Annotated in this window: 19 protein-coding genes; 12 read left to right on the top strand and 7 right to left on the bottom strand. The window is 69.1% G+C overall.

From position 1 onward, the window contains the following. On the top strand, window positions 1–1,440 hold a 1,440-nt coding region (locus VKG81_RS06670; protein ID WP_324395046.1), incomplete at its 5' end, for an ammonium transporter. After that, a complete protein-coding gene (locus VKG81_RS06665; RefSeq protein ID WP_324395045.1) occupies window positions 1,427–1,765 on the top strand; it encodes a P-II family nitrogen regulator in 339 nt (112 codons plus the stop codon). The genes VKG81_RS06670 and VKG81_RS06665, both read left to right, overlap by 14 nt. 5 nt (window positions 1,766–1,770) lie before the next feature. Here VKG81_RS06665 and VKG81_RS06660 read toward each other — a convergent pair whose 3' ends face one another. Next, entirely contained in the window at window positions 1,771–2,730 is a 960-nt protein-coding gene (locus VKG81_RS06660; protein ID WP_324395044.1) for an o-succinylbenzoate synthase, read from the bottom strand. 2 nt (window positions 2,731–2,732) lie between these two features. Continuing rightward, on the bottom strand, window positions 2,733–3,662 hold the full coding sequence (locus tag VKG81_RS06655; protein ID WP_324395043.1) for a LysR family transcriptional regulator: 930 nt from the start codon (window positions 3,660–3,662) through the stop codon (window positions 2,733–2,735). Between the two features lie 134 nt (window positions 3,663–3,796). Here VKG81_RS06655 and fadD8 point away from each other — a divergent pair, with 134 nt between their 5' ends. Continuing rightward, a complete protein-coding gene (fadD8, locus tag VKG81_RS06650; RefSeq protein WP_414685184.1) occupies window positions 3,797–5,428 on the top strand; it encodes a fatty-acid--CoA ligase FadD8 in 1,632 nt (543 codons plus the stop codon). A gap of 26 nt (window positions 5,429–5,454) precedes the next feature. On the opposite strand, the gene VKG81_RS06645 is transcribed toward fadD8, so the two are convergent. From VKG81_RS06645 to VKG81_RS06625, 5 genes are read right to left on the bottom strand one after another with little or no spacing between them, the layout of a single operon-like run. Then, window positions 5,455–5,850, bottom strand: coding sequence for an SRPBCC family protein (locus VKG81_RS06645; RefSeq protein ID WP_324395042.1), 396 nt, complete (start codon window positions 5,848–5,850; stop codon window positions 5,455–5,457). 10 nt (window positions 5,851–5,860) lie between these two features. After that, window positions 5,861–6,454 carry an SAM-dependent methyltransferase gene (locus VKG81_RS06640; RefSeq protein WP_324395050.1) on the bottom strand — a complete coding sequence of 198 codons (594 nt, stop codon included), beginning with the start codon at window positions 6,452–6,454 and terminating at the stop codon, window positions 5,861–5,863. Between the two features lie 32 nt (window positions 6,455–6,486). Next, window positions 6,487–7,224 carry a PIG-L family deacetylase gene (locus VKG81_RS06635; protein WP_324395041.1) on the bottom strand — a complete coding sequence of 246 codons (738 nt, stop codon included), beginning with the start codon at window positions 7,222–7,224 and terminating at the stop codon, window positions 6,487–6,489. Then, window positions 7,211–8,161 (bottom strand): acyl-CoA dehydrogenase, encoded by a 951-nt coding sequence (locus VKG81_RS06630; RefSeq protein ID WP_324395040.1) that lies wholly within the window; start codon window positions 8,159–8,161, stop codon window positions 7,211–7,213. Before VKG81_RS06630 ends, VKG81_RS06635 begins: the two co-directional genes overlap by 14 nt. Beyond that, window positions 8,158–8,865, bottom strand: a complete 708-nt coding sequence (locus VKG81_RS06625) for a glycosyltransferase (protein WP_324395039.1) — start codon at window positions 8,863–8,865, stop codon at window positions 8,158–8,160. The genes VKG81_RS06630 and VKG81_RS06625 overlap by 4 nt, the downstream gene beginning before the upstream one ends. Before the next feature lie 277 nt (window positions 8,866–9,142). Here VKG81_RS06625 and VKG81_RS06620 point away from each other — a divergent pair, with 277 nt between their 5' ends. From VKG81_RS06620 to VKG81_RS06580, 9 genes are all read left to right on the top strand, one after another. Next, entirely contained in the window at window positions 9,143–10,057 is a 915-nt protein-coding gene (locus tag VKG81_RS06620) for a 1,4-dihydroxy-2-naphthoyl-CoA synthase (protein WP_324395038.1), read from the top strand. 99 nt (window positions 10,058–10,156) lie between these two features. Beyond that, complete coding sequence (locus tag VKG81_RS06615; RefSeq protein WP_324395037.1) at window positions 10,157–10,582, top strand: Rieske (2Fe-2S) protein; 426 nt, start codon at window positions 10,157–10,159, stop codon at window positions 10,580–10,582. Beyond that, window positions 10,579–11,463: an SDR family oxidoreductase gene (locus VKG81_RS06610; protein ID WP_324395036.1), complete on the top strand. Its 885-nt coding sequence runs from the start codon at window positions 10,579–10,581 to the stop codon at window positions 11,461–11,463. The genes VKG81_RS06615 and VKG81_RS06610 overlap by 4 nt, the downstream gene beginning before the upstream one ends. A gap of 25 nt (window positions 11,464–11,488) precedes the next feature. After that, complete coding sequence (locus tag VKG81_RS06605; RefSeq protein WP_324395035.1) at window positions 11,489–11,860, top strand: VOC family protein; 372 nt, start codon at window positions 11,489–11,491, stop codon at window positions 11,858–11,860. A gap of 95 nt (window positions 11,861–11,955) precedes the next feature. After that, window positions 11,956–13,200 (top strand): inorganic phosphate transporter, encoded by a 1,245-nt coding sequence (locus tag VKG81_RS06600; protein ID WP_324395034.1) that lies wholly within the window; start codon window positions 11,956–11,958, stop codon window positions 13,198–13,200. Further along, window positions 13,197–13,490 carry a hypothetical protein gene (locus VKG81_RS06595; protein WP_324395033.1) on the top strand — a complete coding sequence of 98 codons (294 nt, stop codon included), beginning with the start codon at window positions 13,197–13,199 and terminating at the stop codon, window positions 13,488–13,490. Before VKG81_RS06600 ends, VKG81_RS06595 begins: the two co-directional genes overlap by 4 nt. Window positions 13,491–13,527: 37 nt before the next feature. Beyond that, window positions 13,528–13,830, top strand: coding sequence for a DUF3349 domain-containing protein (locus VKG81_RS06590; RefSeq protein WP_324395032.1), 303 nt, complete (start codon window positions 13,528–13,530; stop codon window positions 13,828–13,830). After that, window positions 13,827–14,993 (top strand): o-succinylbenzoate--CoA ligase, encoded by a 1,167-nt coding sequence (gene menE / locus VKG81_RS06585; protein ID WP_324395049.1) that lies wholly within the window; start codon window positions 13,827–13,829, stop codon window positions 14,991–14,993. The genes VKG81_RS06590 and menE overlap by 4 nt, the downstream gene beginning before the upstream one ends. An 838-nt stretch (window positions 14,994–15,831) precedes the next feature. After that, a complete protein-coding gene (locus tag VKG81_RS06580) occupies window positions 15,832–17,136 on the top strand; it encodes a hypothetical protein (protein ID WP_414685185.1) in 1,305 nt (434 codons plus the stop codon). Window positions 17,137–17,142 lie beyond the last annotated feature (6 nt).

Here is a 17,142-nt window from a genome sequence, read left to right as displayed (position 1 = left end):
TATCCCGATTGGCTTAACCCCGGAGACAATGCCTGGCAGCTGGTAGCGGCCACGCTGGTGGGCTTGATGAGCTTGCCCGGCATCGCGGTGCTGTATGGGGGCATTGTCCAAAAGAAGTGGGCGGTCAACACCATGTTGATGGCCTTCACCGGGTTCTCCCTGGTGCTGGTGGTGTGGGTGCTGTGGGGCTTCAAGATGGGCTTCGGTGAGCCGCTCAAGCTGGGGCCGGGCATTTTGCAGGCCGCGGTGGGCAAGCCGCGCAGCATCCTGGGCACCGGCAACCAGCAGCAGGCGATCATCCCGCTGCTGGATGGGGCGATGCCCAAGTTCCGGTTCTCGGAGAGCACGCTGGCCTACTTCCAGTTCGTGTTCGCCGCGATCACCCCGCTGCTGTTTTTGGGCAGCGTGGTGGGCCGGATCAACTTCAAGGTGTGGCTGCTGTTCGTGCCGCTGTGGTCGACGTTTGCCTACTCGGTCAACGCCTTCCTGCTGTGGGGCGGGGGCTGGTGGGCCCAGCCGCACACCAGCCTGGGCGGCTGGTTTAGCACCGGGGCGCTGGACTTCTCGGGTGGCTATGTGATCCACCTGGCCGCCGGGGTGACCGGGTTCACCGCCGCGGCGGTCATCGGGCCGCGGCTGGCCAAGGACCGCGAGCGTGCGGTGCCCAACAACTTGCCGATGGCCGCGGTGGGCGCCGGGATCCTGTGGCTGGGCTGGAACGGGTTCAACGGTGGTGACCCCTACTTCTCCGGCTCCAACGCCTCGCTGGCGGTGATCAACACCAACCTGTGCACCGCGGTGGCGCTGCTGACCTGGGTGCTGTGGGACATCTTCGCCAGCCCCCAGCGCAAGCCCACCTTCCTGGGCGCGGTCAACGGCATGATCGTCGGGCTGGTGGGCATCACCCCCGCGGCCGGCTTCGTCAACAGCTTCGGCGCCATGATCATCGGCGTGGTGGCCTCCTCGCTGGTGTGGATGTCGTGGAACTGGCTGGGCCGCACCGCACCGTTCCGCAAGGTCGACGACGCGCTGGGGGTCATCCACACCCACGGCGTGGCCGGGCTGCTGGGCGGCCTGCTGGTCGGGGTGCTCGCCGACCCCAAGGTCATCGAATACCTGGGCAACGGCAAAGACGTCGCCGACGTCACCTCCGCGGGCTGGATCTGGGGCCACCACCCCGCACAGGTCCTCATCCAGCTCGGCGCCGCGCTGACCGTCATCGTCTGGGACGTGTTCGTCACCATCGTGATCCTCAAGGTCCTGGGCCTGTTCATGAAGCTGCGCACACCCGATGAGGAACTCGACATCGGCGACGTCGCCGTCCACGACGAAGAGGCATACCCCGACGACACCCTGGTAACCGGACGGCTGTTGGAGTCCGCACATTCAGTTGCCAGGCACACCGAGCCTGTGGAGGGCAGCCGAGTTGAAGCTGATTAGCGCGGTCATCAAGCCGTTCACCCTCGACGAGGTGAAAAAGGCGGTCGAAGGCGCCGGCGTGCGCGGCATGACGGTCAGCGAGGTCCAGGGCTACGGCCGCCAGCGCGGGCACACCGAGGTGTACCGCGGCGCCGAGTACTCGGTCGACTTCGTGCCCAAGGTCAAAGTCGAGGTGCTGGTCGAGGACGAGGCCGTCGAGGCAACCGTCGCGGCGATCGTCGGCGCTGCCCGCACCGGAAAGATCGGCGACGGGAAGGTGTGGGTGTCCCCCGTCGACTCGGTGGTACGGGTGCGCACCGGGGAGCGCGACGCCGCCGCGATCTGACCTAGCTAGCCCAGCAGCCGGTGGCAGGCCGCGATCCGGCCGATCCACCACCGCCGGACCCCGGGCGGCGCGGCCAACGCGGCCAGCCGCCCGGGGTCGGGTGTTGCCGCCCTGACAGGCAGGTAACCGTTCTCCGGCGGTGCCGGCTCGGCCACATCGGCGAGGAACAGGCCGCCGGTGGCGAGGCCGCAGGCATGATGCAGTTGCGGCAGCGCAGCCGCGGCCTGCAGCCCGGTGCCGATGCCGACGGCGGAGTCCAGCGCGCTGGAGATGACGACCGGGATGCCGATCTGGTCGGCGATTGCCAGCAGTTTGGACACCCCGCCGAGCGGCGCGACCTTGAGGACCGCGATGTCGGCGGCCTTCTTGCGAACGACGCGCAGCGGGTCCTGCGCTTTGCGGATGCTTTCGTCGGCGGCGATGGGGACGTCGACGCGGCGGCGGACCTCGGCGAGTTCGTCGACGGTCCTGCAGGGCTGCTCGAGGTATTCCAGCGGGCCGGAGTTCGTGAGGGCCCGGGCCGCCGCGACGGCGTCGTCGACACTCCAGCCGCCGTTCGCGTCGACGCGCACGGTCGGGACCAGGGCGCGCACGGCGTCGACGCGAGCGATGTCATCGGCGAGCGTCTGCCCCGGCTCGGCGACCTTGACCTTCGCCGTCGTCGCGCCGGGAAACCGGGCGAGCAGCCCGGGCACCTCATCGGGATGGACGGCGGGCACGGTCGCGTTGATGGGGATGCGGTCGCGCCTGGCCGGCACAGGTTCGCGGTAGGCCGCCTCGATCGCCGACGCCAACCACGTCGCGGCTTCGTCGGCCTTGTATTCGACGAACGCGCCGAATTCGCCCCAGCCCGCGGGTCCGTCGATCAGCGCGACTTCACGGGTTGTGATGCCGCGAAACCGCACCCGCATCGGCAGCGCGACGACGTAGAGCCGGTCGAGAATGTCGTCGAGTGGCGGCAGCATCTTTAACGGCCGCTGGTGATGTGGCTGAGCAGCTCGCGCACCGCGCCGGCGGGCGGGGTCCGGCCGCCGACCCAGATCGCCCTCAGCTCGCGGCGAAGGTCGAGGTCGGCCACCGGGATCGCGCGCAACCGACCGTGCATCAGGTCCTCGGCCACCGCGAGCCGGCTCATCACCGCCGGGCCCGCGCCCGCAAGCACCGCTGCTCGGACGGACGCGGCCGACGACAGCTCGAGATTGTCGGGCGGTGCGGCGCCGTCTGTGTGCGGTGCTCCCGGCACCACGTCGCCGAGCAGATAGTGCCAGCCCGATCTCCTTGATACCAGCGGAGTCTGGTGCAGCTGGGCCGCGGTGATCGGTTGTGACCGCCGCGCCCACTTGTGGTCGGGCGGCACAACGACGACGAGTTCGTCGCGCCCGATGACGCGGCTGCGCAATCCTGACAGCGCGCCCGGGATCTCGATGAACCCCACGTCGGCATCACCGCCGCGAATTGCCTTCATCGCGCCCTCACTGTCGCTCGCGGTGAACATCACCTCCGGGGCCGCGGCGCCGCGCCGCGTCGCAGCCGCCTGCAACGACACCAGCCAGCGCGGAAGCAGTTGCTCGGCGATCGTTTGGCTGGCGACCACTTTGACGCGTTTGCCGCTTTCCCCGCGCAGTGACGCGAGGCCGGCGTCGACCCGTTGCGCGACCTCGAGCATCTGGTCGGCCCACTCGGCGACCACCTCACCGGCCTGCGTGAGTTGCGAGCCGCGTGTCGTGCGTGTGACAAGCCGCACGCCGGTCTGCGCCTCGATCGAGGTCAGCCGCGCCGAAACACCTTGTTGCGTCAGGCCGACCTGACGGCCGGCGGCACTGAGGCTTCCGGTCTTGGCGATCGCCGACAACACCTGCAGCGCCGACAAATCCGGCATCCGGGGGCTCAACGCCATGAGCGTGATGCTATCCCTTCTTGACATTTGCTGAAGAACTTCGCGATCCGTGGCGCGAGCGGGCGGAGGCAGGGAAGCGGTGGGGTTCTGGGGAGCGCCGCAGCTCCTTCTGTAACACGTTCTAGTCTTAGCGCATGACTCAGGTTGCCTCTTCCCGCGAGCGCTCATCGGGCGAGCTGCTGCGCTTCCCTCTCCACTCCGGCCACCTCACGGTCGGCGCGCTCAAGCGGAACAAAGACAAGCCGGTGCTGTTCCTCGGCGACACCACGTTGACCGGTGGTCAGCTGGCCGACCGCATCAGCTGCTACATCCAGGCGTTTGAGGCGCTGGGCGCCGGCACCGGCAGCGCTGTCGCGCTGCTCTCGCTCAACCGCCCCGAGGTGCTGATGATCATCGGCGCGGGCCAGACGCAGGGATACCGCCGCACCGCACTGCACCCGCTCGGCTCCCTGGACGACCACGCCTACGTGTTGTCCGACGCGGGCATCACGTCGCTGATCATCGACCCGAACCCGATGTTCGTCGAGCGCGCGCTCGGCCTGCTCGAGCGCGTCGACTCGCTCGAGCAGGTCCTGACGATTGGCCCTGTGCCGGATGCGCTCTCCCACGTGGCGGTGGACCTGACCGCGGAGGCCGCCAAGTACGAGCCCCGGCCCCTGGTCGCCGCCGACCTGCCGCCTGATCACATCGGGGGCCTGACCTACACCGGCGGCACCACCGGCAAGCCGAAGGGTGTCATCGGCACCGTCGGCTCCATCACCCACATGACGACGACCCAACTGGCCGAATGGGAGTGGCCGGAGCGGCCGCGGTTTTTGATGTGCACGCCGCTGTCTCACGCCGGCGCGGCGTTTTTCGTGCCGACGATCGTCAAGGGCGGCGAGATGGTGGTCCTGGGCAAATTCGACCCCGCCGAGGTGCTCCGGGTCATCGAGGAGCGCCGCATCACCGCGACGATGCTGGTGCCGTCGATGCTGTACGCCCTTATGGATCACCCGGATTCGCACACGCGCGACCTGTCGTCGCTGCAGACCGTGTACTACGGCGCCTCGGCGATCAACCCGGTGCGGCTGGCCGAGGCGATCGAGCGGTTCGGGCCGATCTTCGCCCAGTACTACGGGCAGTCCGAGGCGCCGATGGTGATCACCTACCTCGCGAAGGGCGATCACGACGACAAGCGGCTGACGTCCTGCGGGCGGCCGACGCTTTTCGCGCGCACGGCGCTGCTGGGCCGGGACGGCGGACCGGTGCCGCAGGGCCAGGTCGGCGAAATCTGCGTCAGCGGGCCGCTCCTGGCCGGCGGCTACTGGAATCTGCCCGACGCGACGGCGGAGACGTTCAGGGACGGCTGGCTCCACACCGGCGACATGGCCCGCGAGGACGAGGACGGCTTCTGGTACATCGTCGACCGGGTCAAGGACATGATCGTCACCGGCGGGTTCAACGTGTTCCCGCGGGAGGTCGAGGACGTCATCGCCGAGCACTCCGCCGTCGCCCAGGTCTGCGTGATCGGCACACCCGACGAGAAGTGGGGCGAGGCCGTCACCGCCGTCGTGGTGCTGCGGCCGGACACGCCGGGTCACGACGGCGCTATCGCGACGATGACCGCCGAGATCCAGGCTGCCGTCAAGGACCGCAAGGGCTCGGTGCAGTCGCCGAAGCGGGTGATCGTCGTCGAGTCGCTCCCCGTCACGGCCCTGGGCAAGGTGGACAAGAAGGCCGTCCGCGCGCGGTTCTGGCAAGGTTCCGACCGCGCCGTCGGCTGAGTGATGGACCGGCTGGACACCGGCGCCTAGCGGCCGGCCAGCTCCTGGATCCGACGCAGCGCGATCGAGCAGACCGGCAGGTACGCCGACCCCCACCACGGCACCTCGAAGCTCAGCCGGGCACCGCCCTGCACGGCGTCGACACGGTGCCTGGTCGCCGGCACGCCTGCCACCCTCCAGGCCCATTGCCGGCCTGCGTCGAACTCGGTGATCACGAACGGCAGCGCCACCCCGACGAGGGTGTACACCCGCCCGGTCGAGCCGTACTTGATCCTCGAATCGGACGCGTCGACTTCGGCCCGGCTGATTGTCGGGCTCCAGTCGGGCCACGTCTCGACGTCGGTCAGCACGTCCCAGACCACCTCTGGTGGTGCGGTGATCACCCGGTCGACGGTCAGCATCACCTGCGGCAACGTCACCATGCGGCCGAGGTTACCGGCACACTCCGGGAACACCGTTGCGTGCGGCGACCGATGCGTCGCTGGCGGTGTCGAAAACCTCGATCGCGACGTCGGCGTCGCGGTAGCTGCCGATCAGGTGCAGTCCCGCGGTCGCGCCGATGATGTCGTTGGCGTGGTCTCCGGCCATCGGATAGTCGTCGACCCGGTGGCGCCAGTGCGCGGCCACGACGGTGGCGCCGCGGCCCAGCCGGGGGATTTCGCGGTCCAGAACGGCCCGCAGCGTATCGGGCTGCAGGTAGTAGCAGACTTCGGACAGCACGACGAGGTCGAACGGGCCTGCCGGCCACGGCTCGTCGAGCGACTGGCGCAGCAATGTCACCTGCTCGCGCCGCGCCGCGGCGCGCAACCGCCGGCACGCGTTGCCCAGTGCGGCCGTCGCGACGTCGGTCGCCGTCACCCGGTCGCAGCGTTGGGTCAGCAACTCGGTCAGCACTCCGACCGAACAGCCCGGCTCGAACGCGTGCCGATAGCGCTGGTGAGGAAGCAGCGAGAGCGTGATCGCGTACTTGCGCCGCTCATACCACCGTGCGGCCAGGTTCCACGGATCACTGGTGTGCGCGTACATCTGGTCGAAGTAGGCGTCCGGCAATCGACGGTTCAGACGAACAGCACCTCCCCCACCGCGAGCAACCGCTGCACCATTCCCGCCGGGAGCACGGCCGGCTGGCCGGGAGGCGGCAAGAACTGGCTGCGGAAGCATTGCGCCGCTTGGCGTTTGGCAACGACGCCGGCGGGGCTCAACGCCGGCCGGCGGGCGCGCTGCCAGGGCACCGCCGGCTCGCCCGGCGTTGCCCAGTGCCACATCCACACTGGGTACTCGGCAAACACGGCATCCGCGTTACGCGCGGCTGCTGCCGCGGCGCGGCCGACCGCCTCGTGATCGGGATGCCCGTCGCCGCGCCAGGTCGCGGCACACCATGCCCCGGCTGGCTGGGCGGCGAGAATGTCGGCCAGCGCATCGGCCGTTCGGTCCTCGTGGTGATCGAGTTCACCATCGGGTAGCCCGACGAATAGGGGCTCGGCGACGCCCAGCATCGCGGCGGCCTGGCTGAGCTCCGTGCGACGGACGGCGGCCAGCCGCCCGCGGTCGTTCGCGTCGAGCCCGGGATACGCCGCGTCGCCGTCAGACACCGCCACCACCTGCACCGGGACGCCGCGACCCGCCAGCGTCGCGGCGGTGGCGCCCAGTCCCAGCGTCTCGTCGTCGGGGTGCGGCGCGACGATCACCAGCGCGGGGCATGCGCCGAGGTCGAGCAGCGGAAAGTCCGGCAACCACGCGGTCCACGTGTCGGCCGGCGTGCCGCCGCTCGCCAGGTCTATCTCAGCGGCGCTCATGGTCCGCCGCCGCCTGCGTGCCGAGCGCTTCGAGATCCCGCTCCGCGTGGCTTTGCCTCAGGTACACCGTCAAGTCCGCCACCCGCCGTGCATGGTCGCCGTCGAGGCACAGCGGGCCGGGCCCCAGCGAGCGGCCCGTGCGCACGATCGCCTCGTCCGCGGCCGCCTCGGCCACCGCGCGCGTCCGCCGCGCTACCAGTTCGGCCAGGCCGGAGCTGTTGAGCGGGTCGCCGTCGACGTGAGCTGCGGCCCACGCGAGCGTCGCCTGAGCCGCCGTTAACGCGGCGTCCACGGCGCCGAGATGAGCAAGCGTGTGCGGGTCCACCGACGTTCCTGCCGCACGCCGATACAGCGGGGCGGCGACCGCCCGCGCGGCGCCCAGCCAGCACGCGGCGACCCCGATCGCGCCGAACCAGAAGCCCGGCCGCTCGAGGTAGTCACCGGGCCGCCCCACCTGAACCGCGGGCGCGCCGGCGAACTTGACTGATCGCGTGTCACTGCCGGCCATCCCGGGATTGCGCCAGGTCGGCTCCAGCGGTTGGACGCGCTCGTCGCTCAGGTGAACCGCGAACAGCGCGCGTCTGCCGTCGTTGAGTCGAGCGGTCACCAGCGCCCGCGCACACAGCGCGGCGCCCGAGCACCACGGCTTCGTGCCGTCGAGCAGCACATGGTCGCCGACACCGCTCGCCGCCAGCCGCGCCTCAGGTGGTTCGGCGGCCCAAACACCCCACAGCTCATCAGGTTCCGGCTCCGGTCCGCCGAGTTCGGCAAGGATCGCGACCGCGTCGGTGTGCGCCTCTGCCAATCGTCCGGCCACCACGTCGATCTCGGTCAGCCCGGCAAGTCGCCGCCATCGCTCCGCAGTGGCCCCAGCGCCCGGCAGCGGGAGGTTCAATGCCCCCGACGACAGCCACTGGTTGACCAGGGTGACGGTCACGATGCCTCGCCCTCCGCCGCGACCTCGCGAGCCAGTGCGACGAGGTGGTCGGCGAAACCACCCGCGGCGCGTCCGTTGCGACGGTCCGACGTCGCCACCGACAGGTCGTCGTCCCAGTGAATACGGAAACCCGCGGCCTCGAATCGCTTCGCGAGGTCGGCGTCCTCGCCACTGGCAAGGCTCCGGAAGCCACCCACCCGCCAGTACGCGTCGGCCCGGCATCCCATGTTGGCGCCGTGGATGTGCCCGTGGCCTGGCTCGTCCGACTCATAGCTCCTTTCGTAGCGATCGGCCACCTCGTCCGGGTGATGCCGCCAGTTCTCCACGTGCACGACGCCGAGCACCACGTCGGCGTCGTGGTCGAGCTGGGCGAGCAGCCATTCCGGGCCCACCTGCGTGTCGGCGTCCGTCGTGGCGTACCACGTTCGGTCCCCTGGGCTCGTCAGAACCGAACGAGCAAAACGGAATCCGGCCGCTCGCGCTGCACCGACGTTTTGCTCGTCGATTTCACGGAACACCACGTCGGGTCCGAACCGCTGAGAAAGGCTCGCGCTGTCGTCGTCACAGGCATCGAGCACCGCGACCACCAACACCGGTATCGGCGCGTTCTCGGCGGCCGCCAGCACCGCATGCAGGCACCGGGGCAAGGCCGTGAACTCGTTGTGCGCCGGAACCACCACGACTGCCTGCGTCATCTCCGTCATTGATGACGAATAGCCGCGCAGGGGCAAATTCACACTTCCGTGTTCGTGACACGACGATGACGTGACGACGCGGGCCGTGCTGTTCGACTTCTCGGGCGCGCTGTTCCTCCCTTGAGAAGGAGGAGAGCTGGTTCGAGGGAATGCACGTCGACAAGGCCGCCGACGGCGCGCCGGTGTGACGGGTAGCGTCGCCGATATGTCGAACAGCGAACGCATCACCGGCCATGACGATCAGCCGCGGCGACTTGACCATCGACAGGGACGGAGTCCGAAAGCCTTGAGCGACAACCCTTTTGATCTGTCAAAGTGGAAGCCCATTGACGGTTTCGGCGACCTGACCGACATCACCTACCACAGACATGTGATCGAGGGTGCGGCGCAGCCGACCGTGCGGGTGGCGTTCAACCGCCCGGAGGTGCGCAATGCCTTCCGGCCGCACACCGTTGATGAGCTGTACCGGGTGCTGGACCACGCCAGGATGTCGCCGGACGTCGGCGTCGTGCTGCTCACCGGCAACGGGCCCAGCCCGAAGGACGGCGGCTGGGCGTTCTGCTCCGGCGGCGACCAGCGCATCCGCGGCCGCACCGGCTACCAGTACGCATCGGGCGAGACCGCCGACACCGTCGACGTCGCGCGTGCCGGCCGCCTGCACATCCTCGAGGTGCAGCGGCTGATCCGTTTCATGCCGAAGGTGGTGATCTGCCTGGTCAACGGCTGGGCCGCCGGCGGCGGGCACAGCCTGCACGTCGTCTGCGACCTCACCCTCGCAAGCCGCGAGCATGCGCGGTTCAAGCAGACCGACGCCGACGTGGGCAGCTTCGACGGCGGCTACGGCAGCGCGTATCTGGCCAGGCAGGTCGGCCAGAAGTTCGCCCGTGAGATCTTCTTCCTCGGCCGGCCGTACACCGCCGAGCAGATGCACCAGATGGGCGCGGTCAACGAGGTTGTCGACCACTCCGAGCTGGAGAACGTCGCGCTGCAGTGGGCCGCGGCGATCAACGCCAAGTCGCCGCAAGCCCAACGGATGCTGAAGTTCGCGTTCAACCTGCTCGATGACGGGCTCGTCGGTCAGCAGTTGTTCGCCGGCGAGGCAACACGGTTGGCGTACATGACCGACGAGGCCGTCGAGGGCCGCGACGCATTCCTGCAGAAGCGCGACCCGGATTGGAGCCCGTTCCCGCGCTATTTCTGAGTCCGGTATCGCAAAGTGCGTTTCCGGCGATGAACTCGACCCGGGGTCCGCCGCGTTGTTGTCTCTGCCACGATGGGGAAGGCCAGAAGGGGGCACGATATGACGGAACCACAAGCGACCCGGCGGGGTGTTCTTCTCGGCGCAGGCGTGTTGGGGGCGGGGGCGGTGCTGGTCGCGTGCGGCGGCCAGCACTCGTCGACGTCGCAGACCGCCACCTCGACGTCCGGGTCTGCGGCCGCATCCGGCGGCGTGACCGTCAGCCAGGTCCCGGTGGGCGGCGGCATCGTGGTCAAAGACCAGAACGCCGTGGTCACCCAGCCTCAGCCGGGCCAGTTCAAGGCGTTCAGCGCGACCTGCACGCACCAGGGATGCACCGTGGGCAGCGTAAGTGACGGCACCATCAACTGCCCCTGCCACGGCAGCAAGTTCAACATCACCGACGGCTCGGTCGTCGACGGTCCGGCGACGCAGCCGCTTCCGCCCAAGACCGTGATGGTCACCGGTGACACGCTGACGATCACGTGAGCAGAAACCCGCTGCGGCGACTTGGCGACGCGCTGACGTTGGCCAGCATGCGCCCACCACTGGCCCAACAGCTGTACCTGCACCGGCCGGCCCGCGACGTCGTCGAGCTGACCGGCAAGCGGATCCTGCTGACCGGCGCGTCGTCGGGCATCGGTGAAAGCGCCGCGGTGCTGTTCGCCCGCCGCGGCGCGACGGTCGTCGTCGTCGCCCGGCGCGGCGACCTTCTCGACGCGCTGGTCGAGCGGATCACGTCGGCCGGCGGCTCGGCGTTCGCGCTGCCCTGCGACCTGTCTGACCTCGACGCGATCGATCGATTGGTGAAGACGGTCGAGGACCGCCTCGGCGGCGTGGACGTGTTGATCAACAACGCCGCCAAGTCGATCCGCCGGCCGCTGGCCGAGTCCCTGGACCGCTGGCACGACGTCGAGCGGACGATGACCCTGAACTACTTTGCGCCGCTGCGGCTGATCCGTGGGTTGGCGCCGGGGATGCTCGAGCGCCGCGACGGGCACATCATCAACGTCGCGACGTGGGGCGTGATGAGCGAGGCCTCCCAGCTGTTCGCGGTCTACCACGCGTCGAAGGCCGCGCTGAGCGCGGCCAGCCGGGCTGTCGGGACCGAATGGGGCGGCCGGGGCGTGCATTCGACCACGCTGTACTACCCGCTGGTGGCCACGCCGATGATCGCCCCGACAAAGGCCTACCAGGGGTTGCCGGCGTTGACCGCCGAGGAGGCGGCCGAGTGGATGGTCACGGCCGCGCTCAGGCGGCCGGTACGTATCGCGCCGCGGATGGCGCTGTTAGCGAAGGCGCTCGACACCGTGAGCCCGGAGACGGTCAACGCGATCATGAAGCGGCAGCGCGTTCAGCCGAGCCGGTGATGGCCGTCGTGATAGACACGAGCGCATGGAGATCCTGGCCAGCCGGTTCGTGATCCGGCCCACTGACTATGCGCGTTCGCTGGGCTTCTACCGCGACGGCATCGGGCTGGCCATCTTCCGCGAATACGGCGCTGGCACGGTGTTTTTCATCGGGCAGTCGCTTCTCGAGCTGGCCGGCCACGGCGGGCCGGACGCCGGTGGGACACTGTGGCTGCAGGTCCGCGACATCTACGCCACGGAGCGCGAGCTGACGGACCGCCGCGTGCCGATCGCGCGGGAGCCGCGCCAGGAGAGCTGGGGCCTGCACGAGATGCACGTGATCGACCCCGACGGCGTCACGCTCATCTTCGTGCAGGTGCCGCCCGAGCACCCGCTGCGCCGCGACAGTCGAGGTTAACGCCAGGCGAACACCGTCCGACCAGTTAGGGCGGCCCAGGGAATTCTTGCAGATCTGATCGACATTGCTGTTACCTCTCCCGCAAGATCTTGGCCGTGGACCTTCAGCTCTTCCTCTTGATCATCGTGGTGGTCACCGCGTTGGCGTTTGACTTCACGAACGGCTTCCACGACACCGGCAACGCCATGGCCACTTCGATTGCCAGCGGCGCGCTGGGGCCGAGAACCGCGGTCGGGCTGTCGGCCGTTTTGAACCTCGTCGGCGCGTTCCTGTCGACCGCGGTGGCGGCCACGATCGCCAAGGGGCTCATCGATGCCCACCTCGTCAACTTGGAACTTGTCTTCGCGGGTCTCGTCGGCGGCATCGTCTGGAACCTGCTCACCTGGCTGCTCGGTATCCCATCGAGCTCCTCGCATGCGCTGATCGGCGGCATCGTCGGCGCGATGATCGCCCACGTCGGTGGCCACGGGGTGATCTGGCGGGGCCTCGTCTCGTCGGTCATTCTTCCCGCCGTGCTGTCACCGTTCCTCGCCGGAGTGGTGGCCGCCGCCGGCACGTGGCTGGTCTACCGGGCGGTCCGCGGGGTACCCCAAAAACGCACCATCACCGGTTTCCGCTACGGACAGATCGGTTCTGCGTCGCTGGTTTCGCTGGCCCATGGAACCAACGACGCGCAGAAGACGATGGGCATCATCTTCCTGGCCCTGATTGCCTACGGCGCCGCGAGCAGCAGGGACCCGATGCCGCCGCTGTGGGTGATCTTCTCGTGCGCGTGCGCGATCGCGCTCGGCACCTACCTCGGGGGCTGGCGGGTGATCCGCACGCTCGGCAAGGGCCTGGTGGAGATCGAGTCACCGCAGGGCATGGCCGCGGAGACGTCGTCGGCCGCGATCATCCTGCTGTCCAGCACCTTCGGCTACGCGCTGTCCACCACCCATGTCGCGACCGGTTCGATCCTCGGCAGCGGCGTTGGCAAGCCCGGCGCCGAGGTCCGCTGGGGCGTCGCCGGCCGGATGGCCACGGCATGGCTGATCACCCTTCCGTCCGCCGGAATCGTGGGCGCGGTCACTTACTGGATCGTCCACCTCATCGGCGGATACGCCGGGATCTCCGTCGGATTCCTGCTGCTCGTCGCGGTAGCGGCCGCGATCTGGCTGCGCTCGCGGCGGGCGCCGATCAACGCCAAGAACGTCAACGCCGAGTGGGAGGGCGACCTCACCAGCGGCACCGAGAAGCACTTGCAGGAGCCGGCCGAGGCGGCGCCTGTGGGCGCTGCCGCTACACCGACCGCGTCAGTCAGCCACGACGGCGCCAGCCGCGAAAGGCAGCAGCGACCGTGAGTGCATGGTGGAACTACATGGCAACCTTGAAAATCCTCATCCTCGGTCTGCTGGTCGGTGCCGGCCTGCCCGCGTTGTTCGCAGTCGGGGTACGGCTGAACGCGGAGGGTGCCGGGGTGGTCGCCCACGACGGGTCGGTCAGCCACCGCAACCCGGTGATGCTCGTGTTGGGCTGGCTGATCTTCGCCCTGGTGCTGGCGGCGGTCATCATCAGCGTGCTGTTCATCGCGCGCGACTTCATCGCCCACCACACCGGGTGGTACATCCTCGGAGCCAAGCACGGCAAGTAAGTGACCACTTGGGGTTCTCGACCCTAGGGTGGGGCGTATGAGCCGGTTCCTGACTGCGATCGTCAACTGGTTGCGCGCCGGGTACCCCGAAGGGGTTCCGCGGACCGATTACATCCCGGTCCTCGCCCTGCTGTCGCGGCGGCTGAGCACGGACGAGGTGAAGGCTGTCGCGAACGAGCTCATGCGAAGGGGCGACTTCGACAACGTGGACATCGGGGTGGCGATCACGCAGATCACCGACGACCTGCCGACCGCGGAGGACATCGAGCGGGTGCGGGAGCGACTGGCCGCGAAGGGCTGGCCGCTGGACGATCCACGAGACGGCGAGGACGCCGGATAGCCACCCTGCGTGCCCTCGACGTCCCGGCCGGCCCGGAAGTCCTTCGCGTTTTGCCCGCTCTGGAGGCGATGCTGGCAGGCGATGCTGCGCTGCTGCCGGTGCCGGCCTTTGATGCGCGCGAAAAGAACTTGCTGACGGAGGCTTTGCGGGTCGGCTCGGGCATCGACGACGACGTCGGTTTGGTGGTGTCGACGTCGGGTACGACGGGCATGCCCAAGGGGGCGATGTTGACGACCGCGGCGCTGACGGCGAGCGCGTCGGCAACGCACTCGCGCCTCGGCGGGCCCGGCCGGTGGCTGCTGGCGCTGCCCGCCCACCACATCGCAGGCATTCAGGTGCTGATTCGCAGTGTGCAGGCCGCAACGACGCCGGTGGTGATGGACGTGTCGGAAGGCTTCGACGTGGCGGCGTTGCCGGATGTCGTCGCCGAGATGGGCGGCGGTCGGCGTTACACGTCTTTGGTCGCCGCGCAGCTGGCGAAGGCGCTGGACCATCCGGCGGCCGCTGCCGCGCTGGGCTCGCTGGACTCGGTGTTGATCGGTGGCGGTCCGCTGCCGACGCCGGTGGCCGAAAAGGCCTCGGCCGCCGGGGTTCCGTTGGTGCGCACATACGGCATGAGCGAGACGGCCGGCGGCTGCGTCTACGACGGGAGGCCGCTTCAGGGCGTGCGGGTGCGGATTGACGACGGCCGGGTGGTGCTGGGCGGTCCGACACTGGCGAAGGGGTACCGCAACCGGTCATCGCCCGACCCGTTCGCCGAGCGGGGCTGGTTTCGCACCGACGACGCGGGCAGCATCGACGCCGATGGCGTGCTTCGGGTGTACGGCCGGCTCGATGAGGCGATCAGCACCGGCGGCTTGACCGTGCTTCCGCAGGTGGTCGAGGCCGCCGTGGCCACCCACCCGGCGGTGGCTCAATGTGCGGTCTTCGGGGTGCCCGATGTTCGGTTGGGTCAGCGGGTGGCCGCTGTGGTGATCACCGCTCCGGGCGCCGACCCGCCGACGCTTGAGGATCTCCGCGCTCATGTCGCGCGGTCGCTGGACGTCACCGCCGCGCCGCGCGAGGTGCACACCGTCGACGAATTGCCGCTTCGCGGTATCGGCAAGGTGGACCGCCGCGCTCTGGCAGCGCGTTTCGGGCCCGGCGCCGTTCGCCGAGATTGAGGGGTCAGCCGCGCAGCGGCGCTTCACCGATGGCGCGGTCAATCCCGGCGAGGCTGTCGGAATCCGTTCAACACGGCGCGCATGGATCCGGAGACCGCGTGCCGGGTCTCGGCGGGATTGGGCGGCGACGCGATCAGCATGGCGCCACGGGCTCGACATCGCGCGCGCGGCGCACCGTCCATGGTCGATCAGTCGCGAAGACGCATTGCTGATCATTCCGGGCGTGCTCAGCATGGCACCGCACTACGTTCACCCGTCCCGAGGCGCAGGTCTGCGCGCGAGCTTCGAGCTTCGGATGCGTGGCGGCGGCCGGTACCGGTTAGCGGTGCATGGCGGCACGGCGCACATCTCCGCCGCCGGCGACAAAGCCGACTGCGTCATCACCGCGGATCCCGTTGCCTTCCTGCTGCTCGGCTACGGACGGATCCCCAGTGGGCACCGGTCGTTCGGGGCAAGCTGCTGCCCGGAGGCAGAAAGCCCTGGCTTGCAGCGAAGTTCGGCACACTGCTCAGCCGCCCGTAGACCTGCTTCGGCGCCTGGAACTACTCTTGCTTGTAACGATTCCTCATCCCGTCGGGGACGCGCTACGCGGTGACGTCACGGCAGGTGCCAGAACACGGTGGTCACCACCCTGCAACCCGTTTCCGCTCATCTCACCGCCACGTCATTGAAATGATGGGCATCCTCATTAGCTGATTACCCACGTGGACGCGTCGTTATGCGCCACCCGCGCGATATCGTCACCGAATCGTCAGCCACGAGTCGCGGTGGCCGCTCATAGGCTGGGCGCGTGAAGATCCGCAGCGAAGCCGTGGGAGTCCCGCTCGCCGCAGCCCTGATGGCCGTGGCATTCGCAGTGCCACACCTGCACCTGGGCATCGTCACGCCGCTGATTCACGCCGACGCCGCGCGGATCTATCAATTCGCTGACACTGCGCCGATATTCGGGTGGTGGCGCCCGCACGTCGGCTGGGGCACCCCGGCCGCGGCAGCCATCGGCCTTGCCGCGGTGATCTGGGGACCGATGGTCGCGCAACGGCTGCCGTGGCGCGCGCTGACGCTCGCCACCTGGGCCACGTCATTCGCGTGGGCATTCTCGCTCGCGATGGTCGACGGCTGGAAGGGCGGCTACACGGGACGGCTCACCGCACAGCACGAGTACCTGCGGCAGGTGCCCTCCATCACCGACATTCCCTATGCAGTACGCAGTTTCGCTCGCCGGATCCCCGACTTCCAACACGACTCGTGGATCACGCACGTATCCGGGCATCCCCCAGGGGCGCTGCTGACGTTCGTCTGGCTCGACCGCATCGGACTGGGCGGCGGCGCGTGGGCCGCGACATTCTGCGTGCTGGTCGGCTCGAGCGCGGCGACCGCGGTCATCGTTGCGGTGCGGGCACTCGACGACGAGGCCAGCGCCCGGCTGGCTGCACCGTTTGTCGCGGTGGCACCGACGGCGATCTGGATCGCGGTGTCGGCCGACGCTTACTTCGCCGGGGTGGCGGCATGGAGCATCGCGTTGCTGGCGCTGGCGGCCACCCGCACGGCACGCATTCCGATGGTCACGGCGGTCTGCGGGGGGCTGCTGCTGGGCTGGGCGATCTTCCTGAACTACGGGCTGGCATTGATGGTGCTGCTGGCCGTGGCGGTACTCGTGGCCACCCGCGAAACCCGGCCGGCGCTCGTCGCCGTGGCCGCCGCCACATCGGCCGTCGCTGCCGTGGTCGCGGTGTTCGCGTGGGCCGGCTTCTGGTGGTTCGACGGCTACACGCTTGTGCAGAAGCGCTATTGGCAGGGCATCGCCAACGACCGCCCGTTCCAGTACTGGAGCTGGGCCAACCTGGCGTCGGTGGTCTGCGCGATCGGCCTGGGCAGCGTGGCGGGCATCAGCAAGGTGTTCGACGTCGCGGCTCTCCGCCGCCGATCCGGCCTGCACCTGCTCGTGCTCGCCGCGTTGGTCGCGATCGTCTGCGCGGACCTGAGCATGCTCAGCAAGGCCGAAACCGAACGCATCTGGCTGCCGTTCATGGTATGGCTGATGGCGGCGCCCGCGCTGTTGCCGCGCTCGTCACACCGCTGGTGGTTGGCGTTCAACGTCGGCGGCGCCCTGGCGATCAACCACATCATCTACACCAACTGGTAGGACAAA

This window comes from Mycobacterium sp. (genome assembly GCF_035314905.1).
Classification (GTDB): Bacteria; Actinomycetota; Actinomycetes; order Mycobacteriales; family Mycobacteriaceae; genus Mycobacterium.
This window is presented reverse-complemented; position numbering and strand designations above follow the sequence as displayed.